The sequence below is a fragment of the Parasphingorhabdus sp. genome (assembly GCF_036964565.1).
Classification (GTDB): Bacteria; Pseudomonadota; Alphaproteobacteria; order Sphingomonadales; family Sphingomonadaceae; genus Parasphingorhabdus.
The window spans coordinates 123,636-149,074 of record NZ_JBALTN010000011.1 but is presented as its reverse complement, the minus strand read 5'-3'; the positions used below and the strand labels follow the sequence as shown (position 1 = coordinate 149,074).

The 25,439-nt window shown below is 57.7% G+C and carries 27 protein-coding genes; 5 read left to right on the top strand and 22 right to left on the bottom strand.

Annotated features, from left to right (window positions below; genetic code table 11):
- Positions 1-48: 48 nt before the first annotated feature.
- The 5 genes from V7650_RS15465 to V7650_RS15445 form a co-directional block, all read right to left on the bottom strand.
- A complete protein-coding gene (locus V7650_RS15465; RefSeq protein WP_335657142.1) occupies positions 49-1,296 on the bottom strand; it encodes a mechanosensitive ion channel in 1,248 nt (415 codons plus the stop codon).
- 113 nt (positions 1,297-1,409) lie between these two features.
- Positions 1,410-2,411 carry an NADPH:quinone oxidoreductase family protein gene (locus V7650_RS15460; RefSeq protein ID WP_335657141.1) on the bottom strand — a complete coding sequence of 334 codons (1,002 nt, stop codon included), beginning with the start codon at positions 2,409-2,411 and terminating at the stop codon, positions 1,410-1,412.
- Positions 2,408-3,802, bottom strand: coding sequence for a serine hydrolase domain-containing protein (locus V7650_RS15455; RefSeq protein WP_335657140.1), 1,395 nt, complete (start codon positions 3,800-3,802; stop codon positions 2,408-2,410). Before V7650_RS15455 ends, V7650_RS15460 begins: the two co-directional genes overlap by 4 nt.
- Entirely contained in the window at positions 3,783-5,102 is a 1,320-nt protein-coding gene (locus tag V7650_RS15450) for a replication-associated recombination protein A (protein ID WP_335657139.1), read from the bottom strand. Before V7650_RS15450 ends, V7650_RS15455 begins: the two co-directional genes overlap by 20 nt.
- A 2-nt stretch (positions 5,103-5,104) precedes the next feature.
- Positions 5,105-6,286 carry a glycosyltransferase family 4 protein gene (locus V7650_RS15445; protein ID WP_335657138.1) on the bottom strand — a complete coding sequence of 394 codons (1,182 nt, stop codon included), beginning with the start codon at positions 6,284-6,286 and terminating at the stop codon, positions 5,105-5,107.
- Positions 6,287-6,349: 63 nt separating this feature from the next.
- On the opposite strand from V7650_RS15445, the gene V7650_RS15440 reads away from it, so the two are divergent.
- The gene (locus V7650_RS15440) at positions 6,350-7,003 is read left to right on the top strand and encodes an MOSC domain-containing protein (protein ID WP_335657137.1); all 654 of its coding nucleotides are present in this window, start codon (positions 6,350-6,352) and stop codon (positions 7,001-7,003) included.
- Positions 7,004-7,006: 3 nt separating this feature from the next.
- Here V7650_RS15440 and V7650_RS15435 read toward each other — a convergent pair whose 3' ends face one another.
- The 11 genes from V7650_RS15435 to V7650_RS15385 all read right to left on the bottom strand — a co-directional run bounded on the left by V7650_RS15435 (position 7,007) and on the right by V7650_RS15385 (position 15,063).
- A complete protein-coding gene (locus V7650_RS15435) occupies positions 7,007-7,945 on the bottom strand; it encodes a hemolysin family protein (protein WP_335657136.1) in 939 nt (312 codons plus the stop codon).
- Between the two features lie 8 nt (positions 7,946-7,953).
- A complete protein-coding gene (gene ybeY, locus V7650_RS15430) occupies positions 7,954-8,472 on the bottom strand; it encodes an rRNA maturation RNase YbeY (protein ID WP_335657154.1) in 519 nt (172 codons plus the stop codon).
- Complete coding sequence (locus V7650_RS15425) at positions 8,459-9,475, bottom strand: PhoH family protein (protein WP_442955317.1); 1,017 nt, start codon at positions 9,473-9,475, stop codon at positions 8,459-8,461. Before V7650_RS15425 ends, ybeY begins: the two co-directional genes overlap by 14 nt.
- Before the next feature lie 23 nt (positions 9,476-9,498).
- On the bottom strand, positions 9,499-10,836 hold the full coding sequence (miaB, locus tag V7650_RS15420; RefSeq protein ID WP_335657134.1) for a tRNA (N6-isopentenyl adenosine(37)-C2)-methylthiotransferase MiaB: 1,338 nt from the start codon (positions 10,834-10,836) through the stop codon (positions 9,499-9,501).
- Positions 10,837-10,845: 9 nt separating this feature from the next.
- Positions 10,846-11,592 (bottom strand): lysophospholipid acyltransferase family protein, encoded by a 747-nt coding sequence (locus tag V7650_RS15415; RefSeq protein WP_335657133.1) that lies wholly within the window; start codon positions 11,590-11,592, stop codon positions 10,846-10,848.
- Between the two features lie 79 nt (positions 11,593-11,671).
- Complete coding sequence (locus V7650_RS15410) at positions 11,672-12,094, bottom strand: Fur family transcriptional regulator (RefSeq protein ID WP_335657132.1); 423 nt, start codon at positions 12,092-12,094, stop codon at positions 11,672-11,674.
- A gap of 113 nt (positions 12,095-12,207) precedes the next feature.
- The gene (locus V7650_RS15405; RefSeq protein ID WP_335657131.1) at positions 12,208-12,624 is read right to left on the bottom strand and encodes a MucR family transcriptional regulator; all 417 of its coding nucleotides are present in this window, start codon (positions 12,622-12,624) and stop codon (positions 12,208-12,210) included.
- 106 nt (positions 12,625-12,730) lie between these two features.
- Positions 12,731-13,234 carry a ribosomal protein S18-alanine N-acetyltransferase gene (gene rimI / locus V7650_RS15400; protein WP_335657130.1) on the bottom strand — a complete coding sequence of 168 codons (504 nt, stop codon included), beginning with the start codon at positions 13,232-13,234 and terminating at the stop codon, positions 12,731-12,733.
- A 3-nt stretch (positions 13,235-13,237) separates the two neighbouring features.
- Complete coding sequence (gene tsaB, locus V7650_RS15395) at positions 13,238-13,864, bottom strand: tRNA (adenosine(37)-N6)-threonylcarbamoyltransferase complex dimerization subunit type 1 TsaB (protein ID WP_335657129.1); 627 nt, start codon at positions 13,862-13,864, stop codon at positions 13,238-13,240.
- A gap of 7 nt (positions 13,865-13,871) precedes the next feature.
- The gene (locus V7650_RS15390) at positions 13,872-14,465 is read right to left on the bottom strand and encodes a malonic semialdehyde reductase (RefSeq protein ID WP_335657128.1); all 594 of its coding nucleotides are present in this window, start codon (positions 14,463-14,465) and stop codon (positions 13,872-13,874) included.
- Between the two features lie 25 nt (positions 14,466-14,490).
- Positions 14,491-15,063: a NifU family protein gene (locus tag V7650_RS15385; protein ID WP_335657127.1), complete on the bottom strand. Its 573-nt coding sequence runs from the start codon at positions 15,061-15,063 to the stop codon at positions 14,491-14,493.
- Between the two features lie 122 nt (positions 15,064-15,185).
- On the opposite strand from V7650_RS15385, the gene V7650_RS15380 reads away from it, so the two are divergent.
- Complete coding sequence (locus V7650_RS15380; RefSeq protein ID WP_335657126.1) at positions 15,186-18,104, top strand: M16 family metallopeptidase; 2,919 nt, start codon at positions 15,186-15,188, stop codon at positions 18,102-18,104.
- Here V7650_RS15380 and V7650_RS15375 read toward each other — a convergent pair.
- The 5 genes from V7650_RS15375 to V7650_RS15355 form a co-directional block, all read right to left on the bottom strand.
- Positions 18,101-18,733 carry a peroxiredoxin family protein gene (locus V7650_RS15375; protein ID WP_335657125.1) on the bottom strand — a complete coding sequence of 211 codons (633 nt, stop codon included), beginning with the start codon at positions 18,731-18,733 and terminating at the stop codon, positions 18,101-18,103. The genes V7650_RS15380 and V7650_RS15375 overlap by 4 nt on opposite strands.
- 133 nt (positions 18,734-18,866) lie before the next feature.
- Positions 18,867-20,168 (bottom strand): ATP-dependent protease ATPase subunit HslU, encoded by a 1,302-nt coding sequence (gene hslU / locus V7650_RS15370; RefSeq protein WP_335657124.1) that lies wholly within the window; start codon positions 20,166-20,168, stop codon positions 18,867-18,869.
- A gap of 41 nt (positions 20,169-20,209) precedes the next feature.
- Entirely contained in the window at positions 20,210-20,776 is a 567-nt protein-coding gene (gene hslV / locus V7650_RS15365) for an ATP-dependent protease subunit HslV (RefSeq protein WP_335657123.1), read from the bottom strand.
- A gap of 162 nt (positions 20,777-20,938) precedes the next feature.
- The gene (locus V7650_RS15360) at positions 20,939-21,178 is read right to left on the bottom strand and encodes a hypothetical protein (RefSeq protein WP_335657122.1); all 240 of its coding nucleotides are present in this window, start codon (positions 21,176-21,178) and stop codon (positions 20,939-20,941) included.
- A 534-nt stretch (positions 21,179-21,712) separates the two neighbouring features.
- The gene (locus V7650_RS15355) at positions 21,713-22,999 is read right to left on the bottom strand and encodes an MFS transporter (protein ID WP_335657121.1); all 1,287 of its coding nucleotides are present in this window, start codon (positions 22,997-22,999) and stop codon (positions 21,713-21,715) included.
- Between the two features lie 164 nt (positions 23,000-23,163).
- Between V7650_RS15355 and pgsA the strand changes: the two genes are divergently transcribed.
- Genes pgsA through V7650_RS15340 form a run of 3 tightly spaced genes read left to right on the top strand, consistent with a single transcriptional unit; the run spans position 23,164 to position 24,439 of the window.
- Entirely contained in the window at positions 23,164-23,736 is a 573-nt protein-coding gene (pgsA, locus tag V7650_RS15350) for a CDP-diacylglycerol--glycerol-3-phosphate 3-phosphatidyltransferase (protein ID WP_335657120.1), read from the top strand.
- Entirely contained in the window at positions 23,736-23,999 is a 264-nt protein-coding gene (gene moaD / locus V7650_RS15345) for a molybdopterin converting factor subunit 1 (protein ID WP_335657119.1), read from the top strand. The genes pgsA and moaD overlap by 1 nt, the downstream gene beginning before the upstream one ends.
- Positions 23,996-24,439: a molybdenum cofactor biosynthesis protein MoaE gene (locus V7650_RS15340; RefSeq protein ID WP_335657118.1), complete on the top strand. Its 444-nt coding sequence runs from the start codon at positions 23,996-23,998 to the stop codon at positions 24,437-24,439. Before moaD ends, V7650_RS15340 begins: the two co-directional genes overlap by 4 nt.
- 7 nt (positions 24,440-24,446) lie before the next feature.
- On the opposite strand, the gene V7650_RS15335 is transcribed toward V7650_RS15340, so the two are convergent.
- On the bottom strand, positions 24,447-25,370 hold the full coding sequence (locus V7650_RS15335) for a hydrogen peroxide-inducible genes activator (RefSeq protein WP_335657117.1): 924 nt from the start codon (positions 25,368-25,370) through the stop codon (positions 24,447-24,449).
- Positions 25,371-25,439: the final 69 nt, after the last annotated feature.

The following is a 25,439-nucleotide window of genomic DNA, read 5'->3' as shown; positions in this document are numbered from 1 at the left end:
GCAGGCCCAACCGGACCCGCCCTTCATTGCTTGCTAGACAGCCGAACGCTATTTCTTGGTCGCTGGCTTTCGGGCTGCCGGTTTCTTGGCAGCAGGCTTGCGGACCGTCGGCGCTTTCGGCTTTGGCGGATTTTCGTAGATATCCTCCAGCAGCTTTCCGGCTACATGGCGACCGCCCCATCCAAAGGCCAGCGCGGCCGCGGCCGCTCCGCCGATGACCAGCGCGGTGAAGGCCGTCTGCACAATTTCTTCCCCAACACCCATGAACTGCAAGCCCATGAACGTGAACAGGATGATCGTGGCATAGCGCACGATCGTCGCCGCCATGTTACCCTCGGCAGCCCCGCCGATGATCTTGGCGAGCAGGTTTCCGATCAGGAAGCCGGCCAGGATCACCACGCTACCGAAAATGACACGGCCGCCAAGCTCAAGAATCTGATCAAGAATGGCGGTCAGTTCGGGAAATCCGAGCAAATGGGTCGCAGCAATGGCAGAAGCCAGCATGATGGCAATTTGCGCTATCCGGGCGATAATCGTGGTCAGTGATGTTGATGCGGGCAGGATTTCCATCGCTGCCACGGATTGATCGACGCCGAGACCCGGCAGGACTTCGGAGATGATCTGTACCACGAACCGGCTGATCAGATAGCCGATACCGAGGATCACCGCTGCACCGAGAATATTCGGTATCGCTTCGAGTATCATTCTGAGCATGTCGCTGGCCGGACCGGAAACGGTTTCCAGTTGCAGCGCTTCGAGCGCCAGTATCGCCACCGGAATGATGATCAGGACATAGGCGATCGTGCCGATGGTCTTGCTGATTGCCGAATTGCCGGTGACCGTGTCAATGCCGCCGCGATTGGCCCATTTGTCGAGATCAACCGTCTGCAGGAAGGTCACGACAAGGTCCCTGACGATGCGGGCGACCACGATACCAATGAAGAAGATGATTGCTGCGCCCAGAAGATTGGGAACGAAGCCCATGATCGAATTGAGCAAGGTCTGGATCGGGGCGTCAACGCCGCCCAGGCCGAGTACGCGCAGGATGACAAGGAGGCCGAACAGCCAGATCAGCAAGGAAACAATCTTTCCCAGCGCCTCGCCAACGGACGTGCCCGTCGACGTGTCCCGCTGCAGAAATTTCACATTGTCGACCAGCTTGGCAAAGGCCCATTTGGCGGCCTTTGCCAGGACCCATGTGCCCAGCAGAATGAGCAGCGCCAAACCAAGTTTTTCGCCCCATTCCATCATCAGCTCCGTATCCAGAGCATAATTTCCTATTCGCATCCCATCCATGTAGCTTCCCCTATTCTGGTGGTTCTGATGATCAAGGGGATAGCATGGTCACCGGCCAATTGACAGGAAGCAATAGTTTTTACCGGCCCAGAGGATGTAAAAACCTGAGAATTTCAGTCGGTTTCTGCAGGTTCAACCACCACCCGGCCAATCGCTTCGCGCCGTTCCAGCACTGCCAGGGCTTGCGCCGTCTCCTGCAGCGAGAAGCGATGCGATACGTGCGGACGCATGACGCCCTGCGCTGCCAGTTCCCGCAACGCCCGGGTTTGTCGACGGGCCAGTTGGGGATCGCGGCGCGGGCTTTCCCCCGCGCGAACGCCGATCAGACTGTAGGTCTTGATCAGCGTGTGATTGGCAGGAAATGACGGGATCACGCCGCTGGCAAAGCCGACGATGAGATAGCGTCCGCTCCATGCTATCGCGCGGGTTGCCGTGAGCGCAAGTTCTCCACCGACCGGATCGAAAATGACATCAGCACCTGCTCCATCGGTCAGCGCTTTGACCTTTGCCGCCAGTTCGGGGTCTGCCGGATCAAGCACATGATCCGCACCGGCATCAACAATCGCTTGCCGCTTTTGCCCACTCGACCCGGTGCCGATGACTTTGGCGCCAAGATGCTTTGCCATTTGTACGGCGGCCATGCCGACACCGCCGCTCGCGCCGAGGACCAGTACGGCTTCGCCTGGCTGCAAATGCGCCCGCTCTACCAGCGCATGCCAGGCGGTGGATGCGGCCGTCTGCCAGCAGGCGCCTTCGACGAAAGAGAGAGCGGGCGGCAAAGGCGAGACAGCGCTCTCGGGGACAATCCATTGTTCGGCCAGCGCTCCACCCTTGCCGCCGACCATGACTCTGTCTCCGGGTGCTGCGCTGGCGACATCATGTGCTACTTCGAGCACTTCTCCTGCCGCTTCCAACCCCGGTACGAACGGCGGGTCGGGACGAAACTGATATTTGCCCTGGGTCATCAGCAGGTCGGGAAAATTGAGACCCGCCGCTCGCACCCGAACTCGGACCTCGCCGCTTTGCAAGGGCCGGTGTTCCCGATCCAGGATGCGAATCGAGGACGGACCGGTAAGGGTCGTGCAGGTGGCGGCGAGATAGCAAAGCCTTGTCATTTCGTTTCGGCCACGATTTCCCTCGTGAACGCTTCGATATCGAACCGATCTTCAGCACTATCATAGCCGCGACGGACGATCACAAGATCAAGCGAGGGAATGATCACCAGATATTGGCCGCGATTGCCAAAGCCGGCAAACGCATCCTTGGGTATCCCTTCCGACCGGTTGAGCAACCAGAAGGAGGCGCCATAACCAAATTGCCGGTCCGGCTGCGGTCCCGACGGTGCAGAAACATAATCCCGCCAGCCCTCCGGCAACAGGCGTTCACCATTCCACATGCCGTTGTTCAGATAGAGCAGACCAAGCCGTCCAAGATCCCGCGCCGACGTCCAAACCTGGCTGGACAGGATGTAATCCCCTTGCCAGTCGGTTTCGGCATAGGTCCGGGTCATCCCGAGCTTCTGGAAAAAGACGTAGGGGTCAAATCCACGGAGGTCGGCCTGAGGACCGCCAATGGCAGTTTGGTGACCGCGATGCTGTGCCCGCGCGGCCAGAACGGCGAGCATCGTATCGTTGTTGGCATAGCGATAGCGTGTGCCCGGCCTGTACAAAAGCGGCCAAGCTGTTGCCCGTTCACTGACCGCAGCACCGCCCATGTAAACCGGATCGGTGCGGTTGCCGGCGGTGTCACTGACCAGGCCGCTGCTCATCCGGAGCAACTGGTCGATCGTAAGCGATGCACGGGGATCGCCAGGACTTTGCCATGCCGCGATCCGGACCGGGATGTTCACATCGACGATATTCCGCTGGACCGAATGCCCTATCAACGTTCCGGCGATGGATTTGGCTACCGACCAGGTCCGCTGGCTGGTATGAAGATCGTGGCCTGGCTTGTATTTCTCCGCAACGATCTTGCCATGCCGTATGACCAGCACGCCGCTGCTTCGTCCGCCAAAGCTCTCCGGTTCAAATGCGCGCCCGGCCACGGCGTTGAGCGCGGCCGAAGCGGCAGTCGCCGGTGCCGCGGCGTTGCGATCGCCCATCGGCCAGGATCTATCGTCAAAATATTCACGCGGCATTGCCGGTGATCCGCTCGCGACCTCTCCGACGCCAATGGGCATTCCGGTGCAACCACTGCGGGCGTTCCAGACCGCGATACGGGGCGGTGCATCGTTCGCATAGCCGACCCGGACCTGTCGTCGGGTATGGTCGACTTCCTCGGTCAGGGTAGGGACGATATCCGCAATCCGCTCGTAAATGCCCGTCAGTTCGTCCGCCTTGATATCGGCCAGCGATTTTCCCCCGTTCCACAAGCCGGAACAGAGGAACTGAGCCTTGTATCCCGCTGCCAGCGCCTTGTCATAGCGGGTGGCTTCACTATCCTGCGCAAGGGCGGCCGCCGGCAACGCTATGCCCAAAAGCCCCAGGCTAACCAGTTTTCTTAGCACGCAAATTCTCCCAGTAATCAAGCCGTTCCCGGATCTTGCGTTCAAAACCGCGGTCGACCGGTGCGTAAAAAACTTCCGGTGACATCTCGGCAGGCCAGTAATTGTCGCCGGAAAAGCCGTCGTCAGTCTCGTGATCATAACTATATCCCGAACCATAGCCGATATCCTTCATCAGCTTCGTCGGTGCATTGAGAATATTTTGCGGCGGCGTCAGCGATCCGGTCTGACGGGCAGACTTCCAGGCCTGTTTCTGCGCCTTGTAGGCGGCATTGGATTTCGGCGCGGTCGCGCAGTACAGGCAGGCCTGGACAATCGCCAGTTCGCCTTCCGGACTACCCAGAAATTCATAAGCGTCTTTTGCCGCCAGCGCCTGAACCAGGGCCTGCGGATCGGCGAGGCCGATATCTTCGCTGGCAAAGCGGACGATCCGGCGCAGCACGTAAAGGGGTTCCTCACCGGCAACCAGCATTCGCGCGAGATAATAGAGCGATGCCTGCGGATCGGATCCGCGTAGCGCCTTATGCAGGGCAGATATCAGGTTATAATGGCCTTCGCGGTCCTTGTCGTAAACCGGCATGCGGCGATGCAGGGTCTTCGCGAGTTCCGGCGGATCCAGGGGCTCCTGAATATCCAGAGAGAACAGGGTTTCGGCCTGGTTGAGAAGAAATCGTCCATCGCCGTCGGCGCTGGCAATGAGGGCTTCCCGCGCATCATCGGTCAGCGGCAGCGCCTTGGACTCGAGACGCTCTGCCCGGTCCAGAAGACCTCCTAGCGCGGCAGCATCCAGCCGGTTGAGGATCAACACCTGCGTCCGGCTGAGCAACGCCGCGTTCAGTTCGAAGGAAGGATTTTCGGTGGTCGCGCCCACAAGCACCACTGTTCCCCGCTCAACATAGGGAAGGAAACTGTCCTGCTGCGAGCGATTGAACCGATGGATCTCGTCGACGAACAGCAGCGTTGCCTTGCCCGACTGAAAATGCATTTCGGCTTCGGCGAAGACTTTTTTCAGCTCGGCCACGCCGGAAAAGACGGCGGAGATCGCCTTGAAATGCAGGTCGGTATGATCTGCCAGCAGGCGGGCGAGGCTGGTCTTGCCCGTTCCTGGCGGTCCCCAGAGAATGATCGAGGACAGGCGGCCAGCGGCGACCATGCGGCCAATGGTGCCGCTGGCACCAACGAGATGTTCCTGCCCCACGATATCTCCCAGCTCCTGGGGTCTTAGCCGGTCGGCCAGAGGAGCGCTGGCAGATACATCGGGATCCCGCTGCCGGTCTTCCTGATCGTCAAACAGACCCGCCATGGCTAGCGGACGGCGGCTTGCTTGATCGGCCCATGGCCTGCCTGCCGCTGGCGGACCAGTCGCATATAGGTTTGCGCAACGACATTGTTGATCTGGTCCCAGCTGAACTCTTCCGCTCGCCTTTCTCCCGCCGAGCCATGGGCATGGCGCAGGCTCTGATCCTGGCAATAGGCTTGCAATGCATCGGCGAAGCCACGGATCGCACCGGGGGTGATCAGCGTTCCGGATTCGTTGTTCTTGACCAGACTCTGGCTGCCGGTGGCCTTGGCCGCCACGACCGGAAGTCCGCAGGCCATGGCCTCGAGCGTCACATTGCCAAATGTCTCGGTGATCGATGGATTGAACAGCATGTCCATACTGGCCACCGCACGCCCCAGTTGGTCACCCTCCTGAAATCCTGCGAATATGGCACTCGGAATTCTGTCCCTGAACCACTGCTGGGCGGGTCCTTCGCCGATCACCAGTACCTTGTGCATGACATTGCGGCGGGCAAGCTCGTCAATAGTGTCGGAAAAGACATCAAGTCCCTTTTCCATCACCAGCCTTCCCAGAAATCCGATGACCGGTTCGTCGTCCGTTATGCCAAGCGAGCGGCGCCATTCATTGTCGCGGCGGTTGGAATGAAAGATCTCGCGGTCGACACCGCGCGACCAGATGCCGACGTCGTAGTTCATGCGCTGGTCGCGGAGGACCTGGGCCATCGACTCCGATGGTGCCACGAGCGCATCGCAACGCCGGTATAGGCGCCGCAGGATCGCTTCGATGACCGGCTCCAGGAATGCCAGATTATAATATCGGGGATAGGTCTCGAAGCGGGTATGTACCGATGCCAGGACGGGAATGTTGCGCCGCCGCGCCCAAGAAACCATTTTGTGGCCCACCCGGTCGGGACTGGATATCTGCATGATATTGGGGTTGAACTGCTCGAGATCCCGCCGCACCTCCCCCGAAATCCGCGTCGGAAAGCGATATTCGCCGCGACCGGGAAAGGCCACCGACGGGACACTGACAAGATCGCCCGTCGGTTCAAATGCCGGTGTGTCCGTCGTCGGCGAGTATACGCGCACGGCGGCACCCTGGCGGAGCAGATAGTCTACCAGACGGTTGAGCGCCTGATTGGCACCATCGCGCACAAAATTGTAGTTGCCGCTGTAAAGGGCAATGCGTAGATCACTGATTTCCATAGGCTCCTTCAAGCATAGTCGGTGAGGAATTGCCAATATGAACTTGCTCCCCGGCTATTACTCATGATCCGGACGCGCCTGACACAGCTGCTGATAGGCACTCCTCGACCTTTTGGTGACGAGGGGGAATTGAGCGCGATCGTCAAAACGGCCACCGACCAACCGCTCATGCTCGGGGTTGAAGGGCTGGAGGGGAACGAGGTCGCCGATCCGATTCACCACGGAGGCCGGGACAAGGCGGTGCACCTGTATCCCGCCGAGCATTACCAATTCTGGCAGGAGAAATATCCCGACCTGGCGGTGCTCGATGAGAAGGGCGCATTCGGTGAAAATCTGAGCTGCTCCGGGATGACGGAACAAATATTGTGCCTTGGGGATATTTTCCGGATCGGTGAGGCGCTCATCCAGTGTAGCCACGCGCGGCAGCCTTGCTGGAAACTCAACCATCGCTTCGGCAAGCGTGATGTTCTGAAAACGGTGGTCAGAACCACGAAATCCGGCAGCTATTTCCGCGTTCTGGAACCCGGGATGATCAGGGCAGGGGACGAATTGATCCAGCTCGAGCAGCCGTTTCCCGAATGGCCGCTGGACCGGCTGTTCGGGCTGCTTGTAGCAGGCGAGCATGAGGGGCAGGGCGCCGAACTCAGGTTCCTGTCGGAAAATCCGGTTCTGGCCAAGACCTGGCGCGTCCGGGCCGCACAACTCGCCGCGAACTGACCGCTATTCGGTCTGTTGCGGTGCGGGCGGATGCAGGCGCAAACGGGTGACGCGGCGGTCGTCCGCTTCGGTAATCTCCAATGTCCAGCCACTGGGATGTTCCAGCCGCTCACCAACGGTGGGAATGTGACCCGCGAGAACGAACGACAGTCCGCCTATCGTGTCGACATCTTCGTCAATTTCGGCAAGGGCCGGGTCAATGTTCTGACCGACCTCGTCGAGCTCGGCACGGGCATCGGCGTCCCATATCCCGTCCTCGGCCCTGACCAGCAGCGGAACCGGCTCGTCATCATGTTCATCCTCGATCTCGCCGGTAATTTCTTCGACAATATCCTCGATGGTCACAAGTCCTTCGGTTCCGTTATATTCGTCAAAAATGATGGCCAGGTGGGTCCGGGTCGCCCGCATTTCGGCGAGCAGGTCAAGAACGCCCATGGATTCGGGAACGAAGCGGGGCTGCCGGAGAAACGGGGTGATGTCATCGGGGAACGGACCGCCTTTTGCGACGATCGCGAATATGTCCTTGATGTGGATCATCCCGATAATATTGTCCAGATTTTCGCGATAGACCGGTATGCGACTGTGGCCATGTTCCGAGAAAATATCGACGAAATCGCTGAACGCCGAACTTTCCTCGATCGCAATTATATCGGCGCGCGGGACCGCAATATCATCCACGCGATTTTCGCTGAAATGCAGCATGTTGCGCAGCATTTCCAGTTCGAGCGACGAAACGTCGCGCTGGCCGTTGGCGCCGGCGTCGGCATCATTCTCATGGTCATCGATGACTTCTTCAATCTGCGCACGGAGGCTATGGTCATCGGTATTGCCGAATAGCAGAGCCTTCAGGCTCCGCCATATTCGTCCTGGTTCGTCATCTTCCCGGGATTGGCCGCCGCTGCGAGACTTGCCGGCACCATTCTCATTTTCAACTTCGTTCATTCTTTTCTTTAAAACCTGTTTTGCGCTTGTTCTGTGTAAGGATTGGCTATTCCGAGTGCCGAGAGTGCTTTTACTTCGCAATCTTCCATGAGCCCGGCCTCCGGATCATTTTCATGATTATATCCTAGCAAATGCAGGACCCCGTGGACAATCAAATGTGAAATATGATCCGAAAACGGAATTTCCTTGGCCGATGCTTCTGCAGAGCATGTTTCATGCGCCAGGATGATATCGCCGAGCAATGCCTCTCCGTCATCCGTATTGGCCAGCATATCCAGCAGATCCGGCTGAATTTGAGGAAAGGACAGGACATTGGTTGGCTTGTCCTTTGCCCGATAGGCCTTGTTGAGCATGTGGACCTCGCGGTCATCCGAAAGCTTGACGCTGACTTCGATCGTGACCGCCTTGGTCAGCAAATCGGCGTGCGACGACGCGGTTATGGCTGCGTCGGCGGCTTTCGCGGCCAGATCGGTCCAGTTCCGATCCGCCTCCCAGAGCGAAGAAGCGGTCAGTTCAGTCTGGAGCATCTTTGCCTTCGTAGGCTTCCACGATCTTGCCGACCAGCGGATGACGGACGACATCGCTGGCACCAAATTGAACGGTGCTGACTCTCTCGATATCCTTCAGCTTTTCGACCGCATCGGCCAGGCCGGATACGGCCTCCTTCGGCAAGTCGACCTGCTTCGGGTCGCCGCAGATCACCATCCGGCTGTTCATGCCGAAGCGAGTCAGAAACATTTTCATCTGCGCCGCCGTGGTATTTTGCGCCTCGTCCAGGATCACAAAAGCGTCCGAGAGCGTTCTTCCGCGCATGAAGGCGATAGGAGCGATTTCTATCTCGCCGCTTTCGATCCGGCGTTCAACCTGCTCGGCAGGCAGCGTATCGTAGAGCGCATCGTAGAGCGGACGAAGAAAGGGATCGACCTTTTCCTTGAGGTCACCGGGCAGAAAGCCGATCTTTTCTCCCGCTTCGACTGCCGGGCGCGACAGAATGAGGCGATCGACAGAGCCAGTGATCAGCTGGGACACCGCTTGGGCTACAGCCAGATAGGTCTTGCCGGTCCCTGCCGGCCCAAGGGCAAAAATCATGTCGTCGCGGGCGAGCGCTTCCATATAATGGGCCTGGCGAACGGACCGCGGAAAAATCGTCTTCTTGCGGGTACGGATCATTACCTTTGGTGCATCAGCGACATTATTCTTGTCGTCGTTATTGCCTTCGTCGCCTGCCGCCGATTGTTTCGCGACCTTTGCAATCCGCGGATCCGCAGCCATCGCGATGATGGCCTCCACCGCACCGCTGTCTATTTCCTGTCCCTGTTCCAGACGGTTGTAGATACCGTTCAGAACGTCCCGGGCCCGAGCGACAGAATCTTCCTCGCCTTCAATTTTCAGCTTGGTCCCCCGGGCCGCGATATAGACACCAAGGCGATTTTCGATTGCGACAATGTTGCGGTCATATTCGCCGAACAGATCGCCGAGAATTTGCGGATCGGCAAATTCGATATCCAGTTTGATCAGCTTTCCGGCCATCGCCGCTTTGGTTTTCTGAGCCATCAGGCAGCAAGTCTTTCTGTGATTTGACCAGTCAGGCTATTCGGACCGGCCTGGGTGATCTCGATGTCGACCATGTCTCCGATCCGCAAATCGGGTGAGATCAGATGAACCGACTGGAGCCATGGCGTTTTCCCGATGAGCTGGCCTTCGAGCTTGCCGTCCCGTTCCAGCAACACGTCCGTAACGCGGCCGACGGTATCTTGGTTGAAGGCATATTGCTGCTCGTTGAGCAACGCCTGGAGTCTCTGCAGTCGCTCGTCCATGACCTCGGGGGCGACCTGGTCATCCATCGTTGCTGCCGGGGTGCCCGGACGCGGCGAATATTTGAAGGAAAATGCCTGGGAATATTTCGCGGCACGGACGATCTGCAGTGTTTGCTCAAAGTCCTCGTCCGTTTCGCCGGGAAAACCGACGATGAAGTCACCGGACAGCGCGATATCCGGGCGAACTTGACGCATTTTTTCCAGTATTGCGAGATAGCTGCTGGAGTCATGGGACCGGTTCATGGCTTTGAGAATCCGATCGCTGCCGGATTGCACGGGCAAATGAAGAAACGGCATTAGCGTTGGTATATCGCCATGCGCCGATATCAGAGCATCCGTCATGTCATTCGGATGGCTTGTCATGTAGCGGATGCGCTCAAGTCCCGACAATCTGTCGAGCGCCCTGATCAGGCCGTCGAGACCGATTTTCCGGCCCTTGTCATCTTCGCCTGACCACGCGTTTACGTTCTGGCCGAGCAACGTGATTTCGCGAGCACCGCCATCGACCAGGGCCCGTGCTTCCTCGACGAGATCGATCCAGGGCCGCGAGATTTCCGCGCCGCGGGTGTAGGGAACGACGCAATAGGTGCAAAATTTGTCACACCCTTCCTGAATCGTCAGGAAGGCATTTGGTCGGGCCTGTTTGCCACGCGTTGGCAGGACGTCGAACTTCGACACGACAGGCATGTCTGTATCAAGCGCCTTCTTGCCCGACTTGGCCAGGTCCAACAGATGGAGCAGCCGGTGGTAGGCCTGCGGTCCGACCACGATGTCCACGCTGGGCGCACGACGGGAGATTTCCGCTCCCTCGGCCTGCGCGACGCAGCCGGCCACGGCAATCATCGGCCTGGTGCCGTCTTTCCGTTTCAGTCGTCCGATATCGGAATAAACCTTGTCGACCGCCTTTTCCCGGATATGGCAAGTATTGAGGACGACCAGGTCCGCTTCCTCGCTATTTCCGGCAGCGCTCATTCCCTGATCGACAAGCAATTCGGACATCCGCTCACCGTCATAAACGTTCATTTGGCAGCCAAAGGATTTGATATGGAATTTCTTGGGATCAGCCTGTGTCATATGGCAGGCCTATACAATGGCTTTCCCCCCCAGGGAAGCCGAAAGCGGAATGGCGATCCGGCGCCGTGCCTCTGCCGCGATTTGCTTTCGTCCGGAATGATGGTTGGGATCGAACGGTTCAAGAAAATGCACCTCAACCAGAAAGCTGCCTCTGCGGGTTAGCAGGCGCCATGCATTGGAAGGCGCGCTTTCTTCGCCAGTCCATCCGATCTCGCGGGCATTGTCGCCGTAGTTGAGGAAAATCGGCTGCACCATGATCCCGGCGGGGGGCGGTTCCAGCACTTTTAGCAGCGGTGCCTTGAACGGAAGCAGGGTCGACCCGTCGGTGGTGGTACCTTCCGGAAAAATCGTTATCGCCCAGGTCTGCTCAAGCGCATCGCGCAGCTGATTTATCTGCTGGGCGACACCCATCCGGTCGGATCGCGAAACGAACACGGTATCGTTGAGCTTGCAAAGCCAGCCAATGATCGGCCAGTCCCCGATTTCCTCCTTCGACACAAATGCTGTGCCGCTGTGCCCCCCCAATATCGCAATATCGACCCAGGAAAGATGGTTCGAAATGAAGAAAACATCACGCTTGATCGGCGTGCCGATAATTTTCACTCGTGCACCGCAGCCAAAGGCAGCAATCTTGAGGAATGTCCGCGGCCAGGGATTGGATATCCCGAACAGTCGCCACAAATAGTAAAAAGGGATGCAGAAAAACAGCGCTATAAAGATCAGCGCCATCCGCAAAGCAAATCTTATGTAACCCATGGAAGTGGCTCCGTCCCATAGCCGATACGCCATTGGCTGGATGTCGCAGGGCCGTGCATCCGGATCGGGATACGGCACGTCAGCTTTTTCTGGCGAGAGATACGCCATATAGCTCCATGCGATGGTCAACCAGCCGGAAGCCCAGTTTCTCGGCAATTTGCTTTTGCAGTGCTTCCAGTTCCGGGTCGACAAATTCAATCACGCGACCGGTTTCAACATCAATCAGATGATCATGGTGCGCCTCGGGCACCGCTTCATAGCGCGCACGACCGTCTCCAAAATCGTGCCGATCCAGTATCCCCGCCTCTTCGAACAGGCGAACGGTCCGATAAACGGTTGCAATCGAAATGCGGGAATCAACCGCAGACGCGCGCTCATGCAGCGTTTCGACGTCAGGATGGTCTTCGGCATCGGAAATGACGCGCGCAATGACCCGACGCTGATCGGTAATGCGAAGTCCTTTTTCTGCGCACAATGCTTCGAGATCTATTTTTTGCGGCATGGAACCCTTCCGTTACGCTGGCGGAGACTCTATGCGGCGAGCCCGATATTGCAAAGGGAAAATTGCGGCAAACTTGCCGCAATTTCACCGAACCCGCATAACAATAATTAGATTTAGTTCTTCTTGCCCTTTTTCTTGCCCAGGCCGATTGCCTTGGCAAGCTGCCGGCGCTTTTCGGCATAATTGGGCGCAACCATGGGGTAATCATTCGGCAGGCCCCATTTCGCCCGGTAATCCTCGGGCGTCATTCCATAATGGGTCATCAGATGCCTTTTCAGCATCTTCAGTTTCTTGCCATCTTCAAGGCACACCACATAGTCGGGCTTGATCGATGACTTCACCGGAACCGCCGGCTCCGGGCGGGCCTGTTCGACGGCCTGTCCCGACAGCCCCGCCAGAGCACCATGAACGCTGCTGATAATAAGCGGCAAATCGGATACCGCGACACTGTTGTTGCTGACATGCGCAGCAACAATATCTGAAGTGAGCGTGATGAGCGTCTCGTTCAGCGCAATTTCTTCGTCTGTCATGTTATAATACCTTTGTGCGACCATTATTGTTTTATTGCTTTTTTAGCGCGGCGGTATTTGCACGAACTGCGGCAAGCTGCAACAGGCAACCGCATCGGCGAACCGGTTAAATTGTTAGTATGGTCTTGTAAGTAAGCGCATCAAACTTTTCCATATTTGGTCCAGTATAATAGTCCTTGCGCAGCCCGATCTGGTGAAAACCGAACTTGCTATACAGCGCTTCTGCCGGATTATCCGCCCGCATTTCAAGAAAGACAGAAGCTACCTGGTCACTTCTGGCACATGCGAGCATTTCCTCCAGCAGCAAATAACCTATGCCCTGACCCTGACATTCCGGGGCAACGGCGATCATCAGAAGCTCTTCCTCATCCGCGGCTTGCCGACTGATCACGAATCCGCAGATATTTTCGTCACGCGTTGCGATGAGCAGTTTGGCGCTGGGCATCACGAGCATCGACCGGCACTGGTGATTGTTCCAGCCTTCGCCGTAGGTCTTCGGAAACGCCTTTTCCATGACACCCATGACGGCATCAAGATCCGACAGATCGCCAGACCTTATATCGACCGGAGCAAATATATCCTCTTCCCATGGGGGTCGGCGACTGGCCATTGTTCAGCTTTTGATTGCTGGCTGGGCATCTGGTTTTCGCCCGTATACTGGTTTGGCTGGCATTTTCTTCATATCGCCGTGCACTAAAGGGGCATGAACCGCATTTGGCAATATCGAAAAATGAGTATCGACACCCATGGCAAGGCCGAGATCGGCCGCTGCCGTTCCGACTATGAGGTCAGCACGAACTTGGTCGGCGGCCTGATCCGGCTGAAGTGTCAGAAAGGCGCCGAGCGCTTGTCCGGCTGCGGAAAAATTCTGCACAAAATATTCACCGTGTCCCGCCGCCATGGCGACACACACGGACTGGGGCGCATCGAGCCCAGCTTGGGCTTGCGCCGCCACCAGCGCGAGGCAATTATATCCATGGACCTCTGATCCCCATGCCAGTGCCAGGGCCGTGGCCGTGGCAATCCCGATACGCACGCCGGTAAAGCTCCCCGGTCCGCAATTGACCAGGATATTCTCTGCCTTGCCTCTGCCGGGAAGCTCGGCGATGGCAGGAACAAGCTTTTCCGCGTGCCCGCGCCCAATTTCCGCGTAATGAGAGGCGAGAAGGTCGCCGTCTTCGAAGAGTGCAACCGAACAGGCAATGGTAGCCGTGTCGATCACGAGAAGCCGCGCGGCCATCAGCCGTTCAGATCAGGCTGTTGAATTTGTCGAATTCCGGCCGGGGGCTGCGTTCGAAAATTGTCGAAGGATCGCCATAGCCCAGCGTCGAAATGAAATTGGACTTGACGCGGAGTTGATCGGAGAAAAATTCCTTGTCGACCGCGTCATTGTCGAACCCCGACATCGGACCCGTGTCGAGTCCGATGGCGCGGGCAGCAAAGATGAAATAGGCACCCTGGAGCGAGCTGTTGCGCATGGCGTGTGTTTTTCTCGCCTCAGGATCTCCCTCGAACCAGCTTTTGGCATCGGCGTGCGGAAAGAGTTCCGGCAGATGCTCGTGGAAATCCTGGTCCATGCCGATGATGACAGCGGCCGGGGCCTTGCGTATCTTGTCCTGATTGCCTTCGGACGAAAGCGCGGCAAGCCGGTCCCGAGACGACTGGCTGTGGCACCAGATCAGCCGCGCGGGCAGCATGTTTGCGCTGGTCGGTCCCATTTTCATCAGATTCCAGATCGCATGGAGCTGGTCAACGGAGACCGGCCGGTCCTGATAGCCATTATAGGTTCGCGCTTCCAGAAACAGCTGATCGAGCGCTGCCTGGCCAAGTGGTGAATTCATGTAACTGCCTTTGCCTTGTGAATGATCAAGCTGCCCGTACTTCGACAACCTCAGGCACATAATGCTTCAGGAGCGATTCAATGCCGTGCTTGAGGGTTGCGGTAGAAGACGGACATCCGGCACACGCGCCCTGCATCTTCAGAAAAACCGTCCCCTTGTTGAAACCGCGATAAATAATATCACCGCCATCATTGGCAACCGCCGGACGAACCCGTGTCTCGATCAGTTCCTTGATCTGGGCGACAATATCCGCGTCTTCCGGATCGTCGTGCACTTCCTCTTCCGGAGGGACGACGATTTCGCCCGCGCTTCCGGGCTTGAACAGTGGCAATCCGGCCGAGAAATGATCAAGCAGGATGCTCAACACTTGCGGCTTCTGATCGCTCCAGTCCGCTCCCGGTCCACAGGTTACGGATATGAAGTCCGACCCGAAAAACACTCCGGTGACATCGCCGAGCGTGAACAGGGCCTCCGCCAGCGGCGATATTTCGGCATCTTCGGGCGAGGCAAAATCGCGCGTTCCGTCGGTCATGACGGGCTGCCCCAGCAGAAACTTGAGGGTCGAGGGATTTGGGGTTTTTTCGGTTTCTATCAACATGACTGTTATCTGGCGATTATCAGGGTGCCGATCAAGGCCTAAAGACGTGTCGCGGAATATGAGGACATGAATCCACCCAATATTCACTGGCCAGCAAGAATGGGTCTGCTTATATCCTCGTCATGAAATCCATCGCCAGAAACATCGCCTTCTATTTGTCCCTTTGCCTGACCGGAGTAAGCGCGACGCTGATGCCGACGGCGGTCTCAGCGCAGCAACCAGGCGAAGACGATACCTTGCCATGGCTGTACAAGAACAGCGATGTTCCCGTGGACAAGAGCTGGACCTTTGGCGAACTGGACAACGGCATGCGCTATGCGGTCAAGCGCAATGGCGTTCCTCCGGGACAGGTCTCGATCCGACTGCGCGTCGATGTCGGATCGCTGATGGAAACCGATGAGGAACAGGGCTTTGCGCATTTCATGGAGCACCTGACCTTTCGCGGGTCGACCCATGTGCCCGATGGCGAGGCCAAGCGCGTGTGGCAGCGACTGGGCGCAACATTCGGCAGCGACAGCAATGCCGAAACCACGCCCACCCAGACGGTCTACAAGCTCGATCTGCCGAACGCCAGCAGGGCCAGCCTCGACGAAAGCCTGAAGATATTATCCGGCATGGTCGGTTCGCCCGGCCTCAGCATGACCGCGGTCAATGCAGAGCGGCCGGTAGTACTGGCCGAATTGCGGGAGCGCGCCGGACCGCAGACCAAGGTACAAAATGCGACGCGGGAATTGTTCTTTGCCGGTCAGCGCATGGCCAATCGCGCGCCGATCGGAACGCCTGAAACGCTGGCAGGCGCCACGCCGCAAATGCTGCAGCTGTTCCATCGCCGCTGGTATCGACCCGAAAACACCGTCATCGTCATTGCCGGTGATGGCGACCCGGCAATGTTCAAAGAGTTGCTGAACAAGCATTTTTCCCAGTGGCAGGGCGAGGGCGCGGCGGGAACCATCCCCGATTTCGGTCAGCCGGAGGAGATCGACGACATCAGCACGCTGGTGGTCGAGCCTACGCTGCCGCGCTTCATATCGATGGTCATCGCCCGGCCATGGGAGCAGGTCGAGGACACGATTGTGTACAACCAGCAAATTCTGATCGACCTGCTTGCCTTGCAGCTGATCAACAGGCGACTGGAAGCCCGGGCACGGGGTGGCGGCAGCTATTTGCAGGCCAGCGTGGGACAGGAAGACGTAAGCCGCTCGATCGACGGCACATTTGTCAGCATCGTGCCGCTGGGCGACGACTGGGAAGCCGCGCTCAGGGATGTCCGCGCGGTTATTGCCGACGCCACCGCGCAGGAACCTTCGGAAGCAGATATCGCTCGGGAAATTGCCGAATTTGATGCGGCGCTGGCGATCGGCGTCGAAAGCTATCAGACCGAAGCCGCCAGAAAGCAGGCGGATAATATCATCAATGCCGTCGATATCCGGGAAACCATTGCAACGCCCCAGGTGGCACTGGATATGTTTCGAGGGATGCGCGATCTCTATACGCCGGCGCGCTTGCTTCAATCGACCCGTGACCTGTTCTCCGGCGTATCTACCCGCGCCTTGCTGACCTCCCCCGATCAGATTGCAAACGGGGCGGTGGCACTGGCGGAAGCGCTGCGCAAACCGGTCGACGCGGCAAGCGATGTTCGCGTCGTGCAGTCCGATATCGGTTTCGAAAAGCTGAAGAAAATCGGAAAAAAGGGGACCGTCAGGTCTTCGGACAAGATCGAGCGCTTTGACATGGAACAATTGGAACTTGCCAATGGCGTGAGGGTTCTGCTCTTTCCCAATAGCGCGGAACGCAACAAGATCATGGTCAATGTCCGCTTTGGCAACGGGTACAGCGGTCTGTCCTCGGAACAGGAGACGGTCGCCTGGTCGGGTGCGATGGCGCTGATGGCTAGCGGCGTGGGCGAACTCGGGCAGGAGGAGCTCGACAAGATCACAACCGGTCGCCGGATAGGTCTGGGCTTCAATATCGATAATGATGCCTTCGAAATTGCCGCCGACACGAGGCCTTCCGATCTTGAGGACCAACTGCACCTGATGGCCGCGAAGCTGGCCTTCCCGCGATGGGACGCTGCACCCGTCATTCGCAGCAAGGCAGCCTCCCTGATCGGCTACGACAGTTTTTCCGCTTCTCCGCAAGCGGTGCTCGACCGCGATCTGGAATGGCTCTTGCGAGGCAAGGATCCGCGGTGGAAGACCCCGGACAAGCAAGATTTTGAACAGCTGACAGCCGAAAAATTCCGTGCATTCTGGCAGCCCGTGCTGGCCAGTGGACCAATTGAAGTGATGCTGTTTGGCGATTTCGACCGGGACCAGGCGGTGGAATCCATATTGCGGACATTTGGCGCGCTAAAAAATCGCCAGTCGAAGACCGTTGCTCCGCTGGCCGTTTCGCCGCAGTTTCCGGAGCCCAAGGCAGGCCCCGAAATATTGGTCCACAAGGGCGACAAGGAGCGCGCTGCAGCCATGGTCGCATGGCCAACCGGAGGGGGTTTGGACAATATACGCGAAAGCCGCAAGCTCGAGGTGCTGACCTCCATCTTCAATGATCGACTGTTTGAAATTCTCCGCTCCCAGCAAGGGGCGAGCTACAGTCCGCAGGTGGTCAACAGCTGGCCCGTGGAATTTGAATCCGGCGGCTATATCGGTGCGCAAAGCCAACTGACCCCCGATAACATCGACCGCTTCTACAATGTCGTGGACATGATCGCCAAGGATTTGCGAGAAAAGCCGGTCAGCTCCGACGAATTGCAGCGCGTCGTTGAACCTCTCCGTCAGCTTATCGCCCGCGCCAGCAGCGGCAACAGTTTCTGGATGAGCCAGCTGGAAGGAGCAACCTTCAATCCCCGCAAATTCGTCGCATTGCAGAGCCTGCTCAGTGACTATACCGTGATTACCCCGGAGGAAGTGCAAGCTCTGGCCGTCAAATATCTCGATGATAGCAGGAAATGGAAACTGGTCGTACTGCCGGAATCCCAGAGGCTTGCCGCCAATGACAACGAGTCTTCGGTGTCTCGATCCGACAGCGCGATCAGCAACTAGATGGAATCGACCAGGGCTAATATCTGGTCGTTGCTCGGTCGTTTCTTATAATCGCCGGAGACTGATTTCGCTATGATTGTGCCATTCTTGTCGACGATCAGTACCGAGGCATAGGGAACTCCAGCGGCGCGGCCCTCGGTATATTGCGGATCGCGCAGACCCAGCGCATCAATGACGGTCGATGTCTGGTCAGACAGCATGTCATATGTCAGCATCTGGTTCATCGAGAAGCGATCCTGCTGATCGGGGCTGTCATAGCTCAGGCCGTAGAGCGTGTATCCGCGCTGCTCCAGATCTCCAACGATCGCATTGATCGATTTCAGCTGGGTCTGGCAGTAGGGGCACCATTCCACCGAGCGGGTCAGGACAAACAGGGCAGGGCCCTTCTCGAGAATTTCACCGATAGTGACAGTCTTGCCGTCCAAAAGCACGCTTGCGGCAACCGGGACCTGCTTCCCGACCGCCAGGCCGGCATCGATGCTGTCCGCCTCGGAGATCGGCATGACGATGGTCTCGGCTGTTTTCTCAACCTGTTCGGTATTCGCCGTCGGCTCGGTCGATGCAGGCTCGGAGCAGCCATGCAGCGCGATCAGGCCAAATGTGGAAAATAACAAGCCGGTCTGTTTCATGTGAAGCTCCATATCGCAATCCTGATCGCTGTTCGCGGCGCTCTGCGGCCAGGTTACAGACTGGCAGCCAAAATCTGCAACCCTGCGCCCGTTTACAGCATTACGCTATGATATGGGCAATCAGCCGATGTCGTTACAAGACATATTTCGACAGGTCGGTGTCCTTGGCGACTTCCGACAGCTGCTTTTCAACATAATCCCGGTCGATGCTGATCTCTTCGCCCGCGCGATCCTCGGCCGTGAAGCTGATTTCTTCCAGCAGCTTTTCCATCACGGTCTGCAACCGTCGGGCACCAATATTCTCAACCGTTTCGTTCACGTTGGCGGCAATTTCCGCCAGCTTCTCTATCGCGTCCTGCGTGATTTCGATCCTGACGTCCTCGGTCCCGAGAAGGGCAATATACTGCGCGGGAAGATTGGCCTTGGTTTCGGTCAATATCCGGACAAAATCTGCCTCTGTCAGGGCCCGCAGCTCCACCCGGATCGGCAAACGGCCCTGCAGTTCAGGCAGCATGTCGCTTGGCTTCGAGATGGAAAACGCGCCGGATGCAATGAACAAGATATGGTCCGTTTTCATCGGGCCATATTTGGTTGCGACCGTCGTGCCTTCGATCAACGGCAACAAATCGCGCTGGACGCCTTCACGGCTTACAGACCCGCCGCGCATGTCGCTCACTGCGATTTTGTCAATCTCGTCGAGGAAGACAATACCGTTGGATTCTGCGTCCATGATCGCGGCGCGGGAAATATCTTCGTCATCGAGACGCTTGTCCGATTCTTCCTCGACCAGTTTGTCCCAGGCATCGGCCACCCTCATTTTCCGGCGTTTCATCCGGTTTTGATTGAGGGCCTTTCCCATCATGTCCGACAGATTGATCATCCCGATCTGTCCGCCCATGCCCGGAATATCCATGGGCATGTTCGGCGTGTCTTCGACTTCAATTTCGATTTCGGTGTCGTTCATGTGATTGTCGACAACCCGCTGGCGAAAGCTCTCTCGGGTCGCTTCACTGGCGTTTTCGCCACACAGCACATCCAGCAGACGCTTCATTGCCGCTTCCGCTGCGGCTTCGTGCACCGCCATCCGCCGCCGTTCGCGTTCAAGGCGAACAGCCTCTTCCGCAAGATCTCGGGCAATCTGCTCGACATCGCGTCCGACATATCCGACTTCGGTGAACTTGGTGGCCTCCACCTTGATAAACGGTGCATCGGCGAGTTTCGCCAACCGGCGGGAGATCTCGGTCTTGCCACAGCCGGTGGGGCCGATCATAAGAATATTTTTCGGGGTCACCTCTTCCCGCAGTTCAGCCGGAAGCCGCTGGCGTCGCCAACGGTTGCGAAGGGCAACGGCGACGGCGCGCTTGGCCTCCTGCTGGCCGATAATATGTTCATCGAGTGCCTTGACGATGGCTTTGGGGGTCAGGTTCGCCTGCATAAGCTTTTCTCTTCGTTCGAATTTTCAAGGAAGAGCAAGGATTAGGCCTTGCTGTCGAGTGTTTCGATGGTCACCTGATCATTGGTGTAAACACAGATTTCGGCCGCAATTTGCATCGCCTTGCGCGCCAGTTTTTCCGCGTCCTTTTCATAGTCCATCAAGGCTCGGGCTGCCGAAAGCGCGAAATTGCCGCCGGAGCCGATCGCCGCGATCCCCTCGTTCGGTTCGAGCACATCGCCATTTCCCGTCAGGATCAGGGTGATGTCCTTGTCCGCGACAATCATCAATGCTTCGAGATTGCGAAGATATTTGTCGGTCCGCCAGTCCTTGGCCAACTCGACAGCAGCCCGCATCAGCTGGCCGCTGTGACGTTCCAGTTTGGCCTCGAGCCGTTCGAACAGGGTGAAGGCATCCGCAGTGGCCCCCGCAAAGCCGCCGATCACCGATCCGTCATGCAGTTGCCGCACCTTGCGGGCATTCTGCTTCATCACGGTCTGGCCCATCGAGACCTGCCCGTCGCCAACGACGACAACCTTTCCGTTTTTGCGGACCGAGAGGATGGTGGTGCCGTGCCATTGCTGGAGGCCATGTTGCTGATTTTCTGTCATGAAACGGGATATGGGTAATCCAGAGCCGTTGTGCAACCGACTGTATGCATGACGGCAAATGTTACGCTGGGATCAAATTCCCGGGTTACCCATGGAATTGCGAATCCAAAAAAAATGGCGACCAACGGGCCGCCATTTCCAAATTTTATCTCTGAACTGAATTCAGGGGGAGGTTGGCGTATTTTCGCTGCCGTCGGCTGCGATAATGATGCCGCCAATAACTGCTGCTGCAGCGAGGATCGCAATAATGATGCCCGATCCACCCTCGACGTTGCTTTCGTCTTCAACCGTCGCGCTGGTACGTGCGATGGACGAGACAGGCTGGGAAGCCTGTGCCAAGACGGGTGCGCTTACAAGCGATGCGGCTGCGGCTGCAGCCATTCCAATTTTACCGAAACGCATAATTTGCTCCTTCAGGGTTTCGCATTTCATTCAATACGCACGAGTCATTGGCATAACAGCCTACTGAAATCAACCATCTTATTGTTCAAATTAGGAATATCCGATGTCCGTTGCAAAGATCACACAGATTCAATTCTTGGCCTGAAATACCGCTCTGGCACAAGCGATCACGGTCTTCGTTAATTTGTCGGGCCAGTAAGGGCCTCAGCCCGCCGCAGACGCGCGATGTACCAATTCAAGACGTTAACCATGGCCTCGAAATTCATGCTGGAAAAAATGGCTAACAACTTGTTAACCAGCCGTCATGAACAGAGACAGACTTGCATTGCTGCTGCTACCCAAGGACGCTATTCGCCATCCCTTCCGGCAAAACTTGCCCGCAAGGACGCTGGATATCGCTAGGGAAGACCGGGATTCGAATTCTTCGGCACGGACCCGCCGCGCCCGCAGGGGAGATGACATCAGCCTGTTCGCACTCAGCTTCCTGGCATTCTTCACGGCCTTTTACACATTTATATTCTGATCGTGACGCGATCAGTCGCAGGCGCGGTGTAGCTGCTGGCCGAGCCATGCGGCGACCAGGCACATCGCGGCTACCAGCAGCAACTGTTCCGTGGTCGAGACTCCAAGCAGGCTTAGTCCAAGAGCGACCAACGCACCCACGACCATGCAGCCGGAGTTGACGACATTGTTGGCGGCAATCGTCCGCGCGGTCTGACTGATATCGACGGTGGTGGTCAGGAAGGCATAGAGCGGAACGACAAACATGCCGCCAAAGATCGCAACGCCACCCAGCGTTCCGAGCAACGCCCAAGCTCCATCGTGAACAATGAACGTCTCGAACGTGTAGAGCTGGCCTTCGGGCAAGCCGTCCCAGTTGCGCGCGATAAAATAGAGAAGGAGCACGAACAGACCCATCAGAATGACGCTCACCGGCGCAAATCGCGCCGATACCTCACTTTTCAGCAAGCGGTTTATGAGGACGGAGCCGATGGCGATACCGATCGAGAAGACGCCGAGAAAAAGGCTCGCCACTTGCGGAGTGGCGGTCAGGACATTCTCCACAAGCGGAGGAAACTGGATGATCAGGACCGAACCAATGGTCCAGAAAAAGCTGATCGCGATAATCGCCAGGTAAAGCCTGCGGACATGAAGCGTCGCCGAGATCAGCCGTATCGAAGAACGAACGAAATTGAAGTCGATTTTCTCGACCTCCTTCTGGGCTGGGGCAGGGGGCATGAACTGGGCTGCAACGCGCCCGATAAGGGCGACGATGAACACCGCGAATACGGCAATCTCCACACCGTTGCCATCACGGTCGATGATGATGCCGCCGAGAATCGTCCCGGCCAGGATGGCGATATAGGTGCCCGCCTCGACCAGGCCGGTCCCGCCGAGTACTTCATCCTTCTGCAGATGTTGTGGAAGGACTGCATATTTTATCGGACCGAAGAAGGTCGATTGCAGCCCCAGCAGGAACAGGGCGAGCAGCATGATCGGAATATTGTGCAGCCAGAGTCCGACCCCTCCGACAAGCGCGATGAAAATCTCCAGTGTCTTGACGAAGCGGGTGATGCGCGCCTTGTCGTAATTGTCCGCCAACTGACCGGCGAGCGACGAAAAGAGAAAGAAGGGCAGGATGAAAAGCCCGGACGCGAGCGCGTTGAACGCAAAATCCTCCGACTCGCTGTCATAGATCCCGTAGGTCACCAGAATGACCATCGAGAATTTGAAGAGATTGTCGTTGAATGCCCCGAGGAGCTGGGTGAGAAACAGCGGTAAAAACCTTCGGGTCCGCAGCAGGTGCGCCGTGTTTTGCATAAGGTCTGGTATCTCTGGCTGGGACGAAGAAGGGGCGAACCGGCATCCTTAACCCTTTCCGCTCTTGGGTCAAACCGTATGACCGGGGCAGCGGCAACGATTTCGGCACCGAATCGGCTGAATCAATTTTCATTTGGCGCAAATCCGTTTATGCGGAGGCCACGATGCTCAATTTGCCCAACATATTGACACTCTCCCGGATATTTGCGGTGCCGATTCTGGTGTTTCTGCTGTGGCCGAATTTTGATTTGCTGGCATCGCAGCCGTTGCCGATCGACTATCTGCTGGCCTTTGGCCTCTACTGTCTGATGGCGGTCACCGACTATTTCGACGGCTATCTGGCACGAACCCAGGGCACGGTCTCCAAGCTGGGGATATTCCTCGATCCGATAGCCGACAAGATCATGGTCGCCGCGGTGGTCCTGATGCTGATATTCACCCGCGATATCCACGGCTGGCACACGATCGCCGCGATCATCATATTGCTCCGCGAAATCATGGTTTCGGGCCTGCGCGAGTTTCTCGCCGGCCTGCAGGTCAGCGTTCCCGTTTCGCAACTGGCGAAATGGAAGACCGGGTTCCAGATGATCTCGCTGGGTGCCCTGATACTGGCCGGCGGCCTGCCACAGTTTCCCGTCGTCGAGACCGTCGGGCTGTGGACTCTCTGGGCAGCCGCCATTCTCACCCTGATAACGGGTTGGGACTATCTGCGGGTCGGCTTGAAGCACATGGACTGATGAGCCGTTCGCTGAACATCGTCTATTTTTCCTGGGTGCGGGAACGGCTTGGTCTTGACCACGAGCAGCTGTCGCTGGACGCGGGCATCGACACGATCGCTGATGTACTGGCCGTGCTTGCCCGTCGCGGCGAGGGGCATGAAGAGATTTTCACGGATGTCGACAAATTGCGTTTCGCTCTCGATCAGGACTACAGCCGTCCGGACTCGCCGGTCGGATCGGCAGGGGAACTGGCGATATTTCCGCCGGTCACGGGCGGATGATCAGGATCGAGGTCCAGTCGCACGATTTTGACATCGCCGAGGAAACGCGGAGCGTGGCAGGCGAGGGCGGCGGTGCCATAGCCAGCTTTGTCGGACAGGTCCGCGACGACGGCAATCTCCAATCGCTCGAACTCGAGCATTATCCAGCGATGACGACCAAGGCCCTGCGCGACATTGCCGACAAGGCGTTGAGCCAATGGCCGCTCCACGCGGTCACCATCATCCACCGGGTGGGCATTCTGGCGGTCGGCGACAATATCGTCCTGGTGGTGACCGGATCCGACCATCGCGAAGCGGCCATCGAATCCTGCTCGTTCATCATGGACCGGCTGAAGACGGTGGCCCCGTTCTGGAAAAAGGAAACCCGAAGCGACGGCGAGACGCGGTGGATCGAGGAACGGGCGTCGGATATCGACGCAGCGAAAAAATGGGCCGACTAGCAACCGGCTAGGGCTGGGCTTTCGAAACCCAGTTCTGGGCCCCCCGCATGATTTCCGCCAGCAGCTGAAATTCGCTGCGCCGGGGGCTGTTCTTGCGCCAGACCAGTGCAATGTCACGGGTTGCGCGGTCCGATTTCAGCGGTCTGGCCACAATGTCCGTATAGTTCAATATCCCGGCATCGATCGCCATTCTGGGCAAAAGGGTGAGACCCAGGCCGTTGTCAACCATCTGGACCAGCGTGTGCAGCGAGGTTCCCATCATCCGGGCCGAGGCCCTGAGTTCGGGCCGGTTGCAGGCCGCCAGCGCATGATCCTTCAGGCAGTGGCCGTCTTCCAGAAGCAGCAGCTGGGTCTCGTCGATATGCGCCGGATCGACTTCCAGCGGCGGGTCACGCGGATCATTTTTCGGAAAGGCCACCAGTATCTCGTCGCTGAACAGCACTTCCGCCTCGACATCCCCGCATGGGAACGGTTGCGCCAGCAGCACGCAGTCAGCGTGGCCGTGGTGCAGGGAATCGCAGGCCGCCTGGCTGGTTTCCTCTTTCAGGTAGAGCTTCAGGTCCGGGCGCTCCTTGCGCAATTGCGGCAGCAGGCGTGGCAGCAGAAACGGGGCGATGGTCGGGATCACGCTCATCCGCACATCGCCGGCGAGCGGCTTGCCGGCCGATCGCGCCATCTCCGACAGTTCCTCCGCCTCGCGCAGGATGCGATAGGCCTTTTCGACCATCTGGTTGCCGAGTTCGGTGAAGCGGACGACGCGGCGGGTGCGTTCCACCAGCACGATATCCAGCAAGGCTTCGAGTTCCTTGATCCCGGCGGACAGGGTCGACTGCGTGACAAAGCAGGATTCTGCGGCCTTGCCGAAATGGCCGTGTTCCTTGAGGGCCACGAGATACTGGAGCTGCTTGAGCGTCGGAAGATAGGTCGCCATTATCGAGTCTTTCGATCAATCGAAGATTACTGATCTAATATAGTGATAATGACCAATATTGGAAGCCTT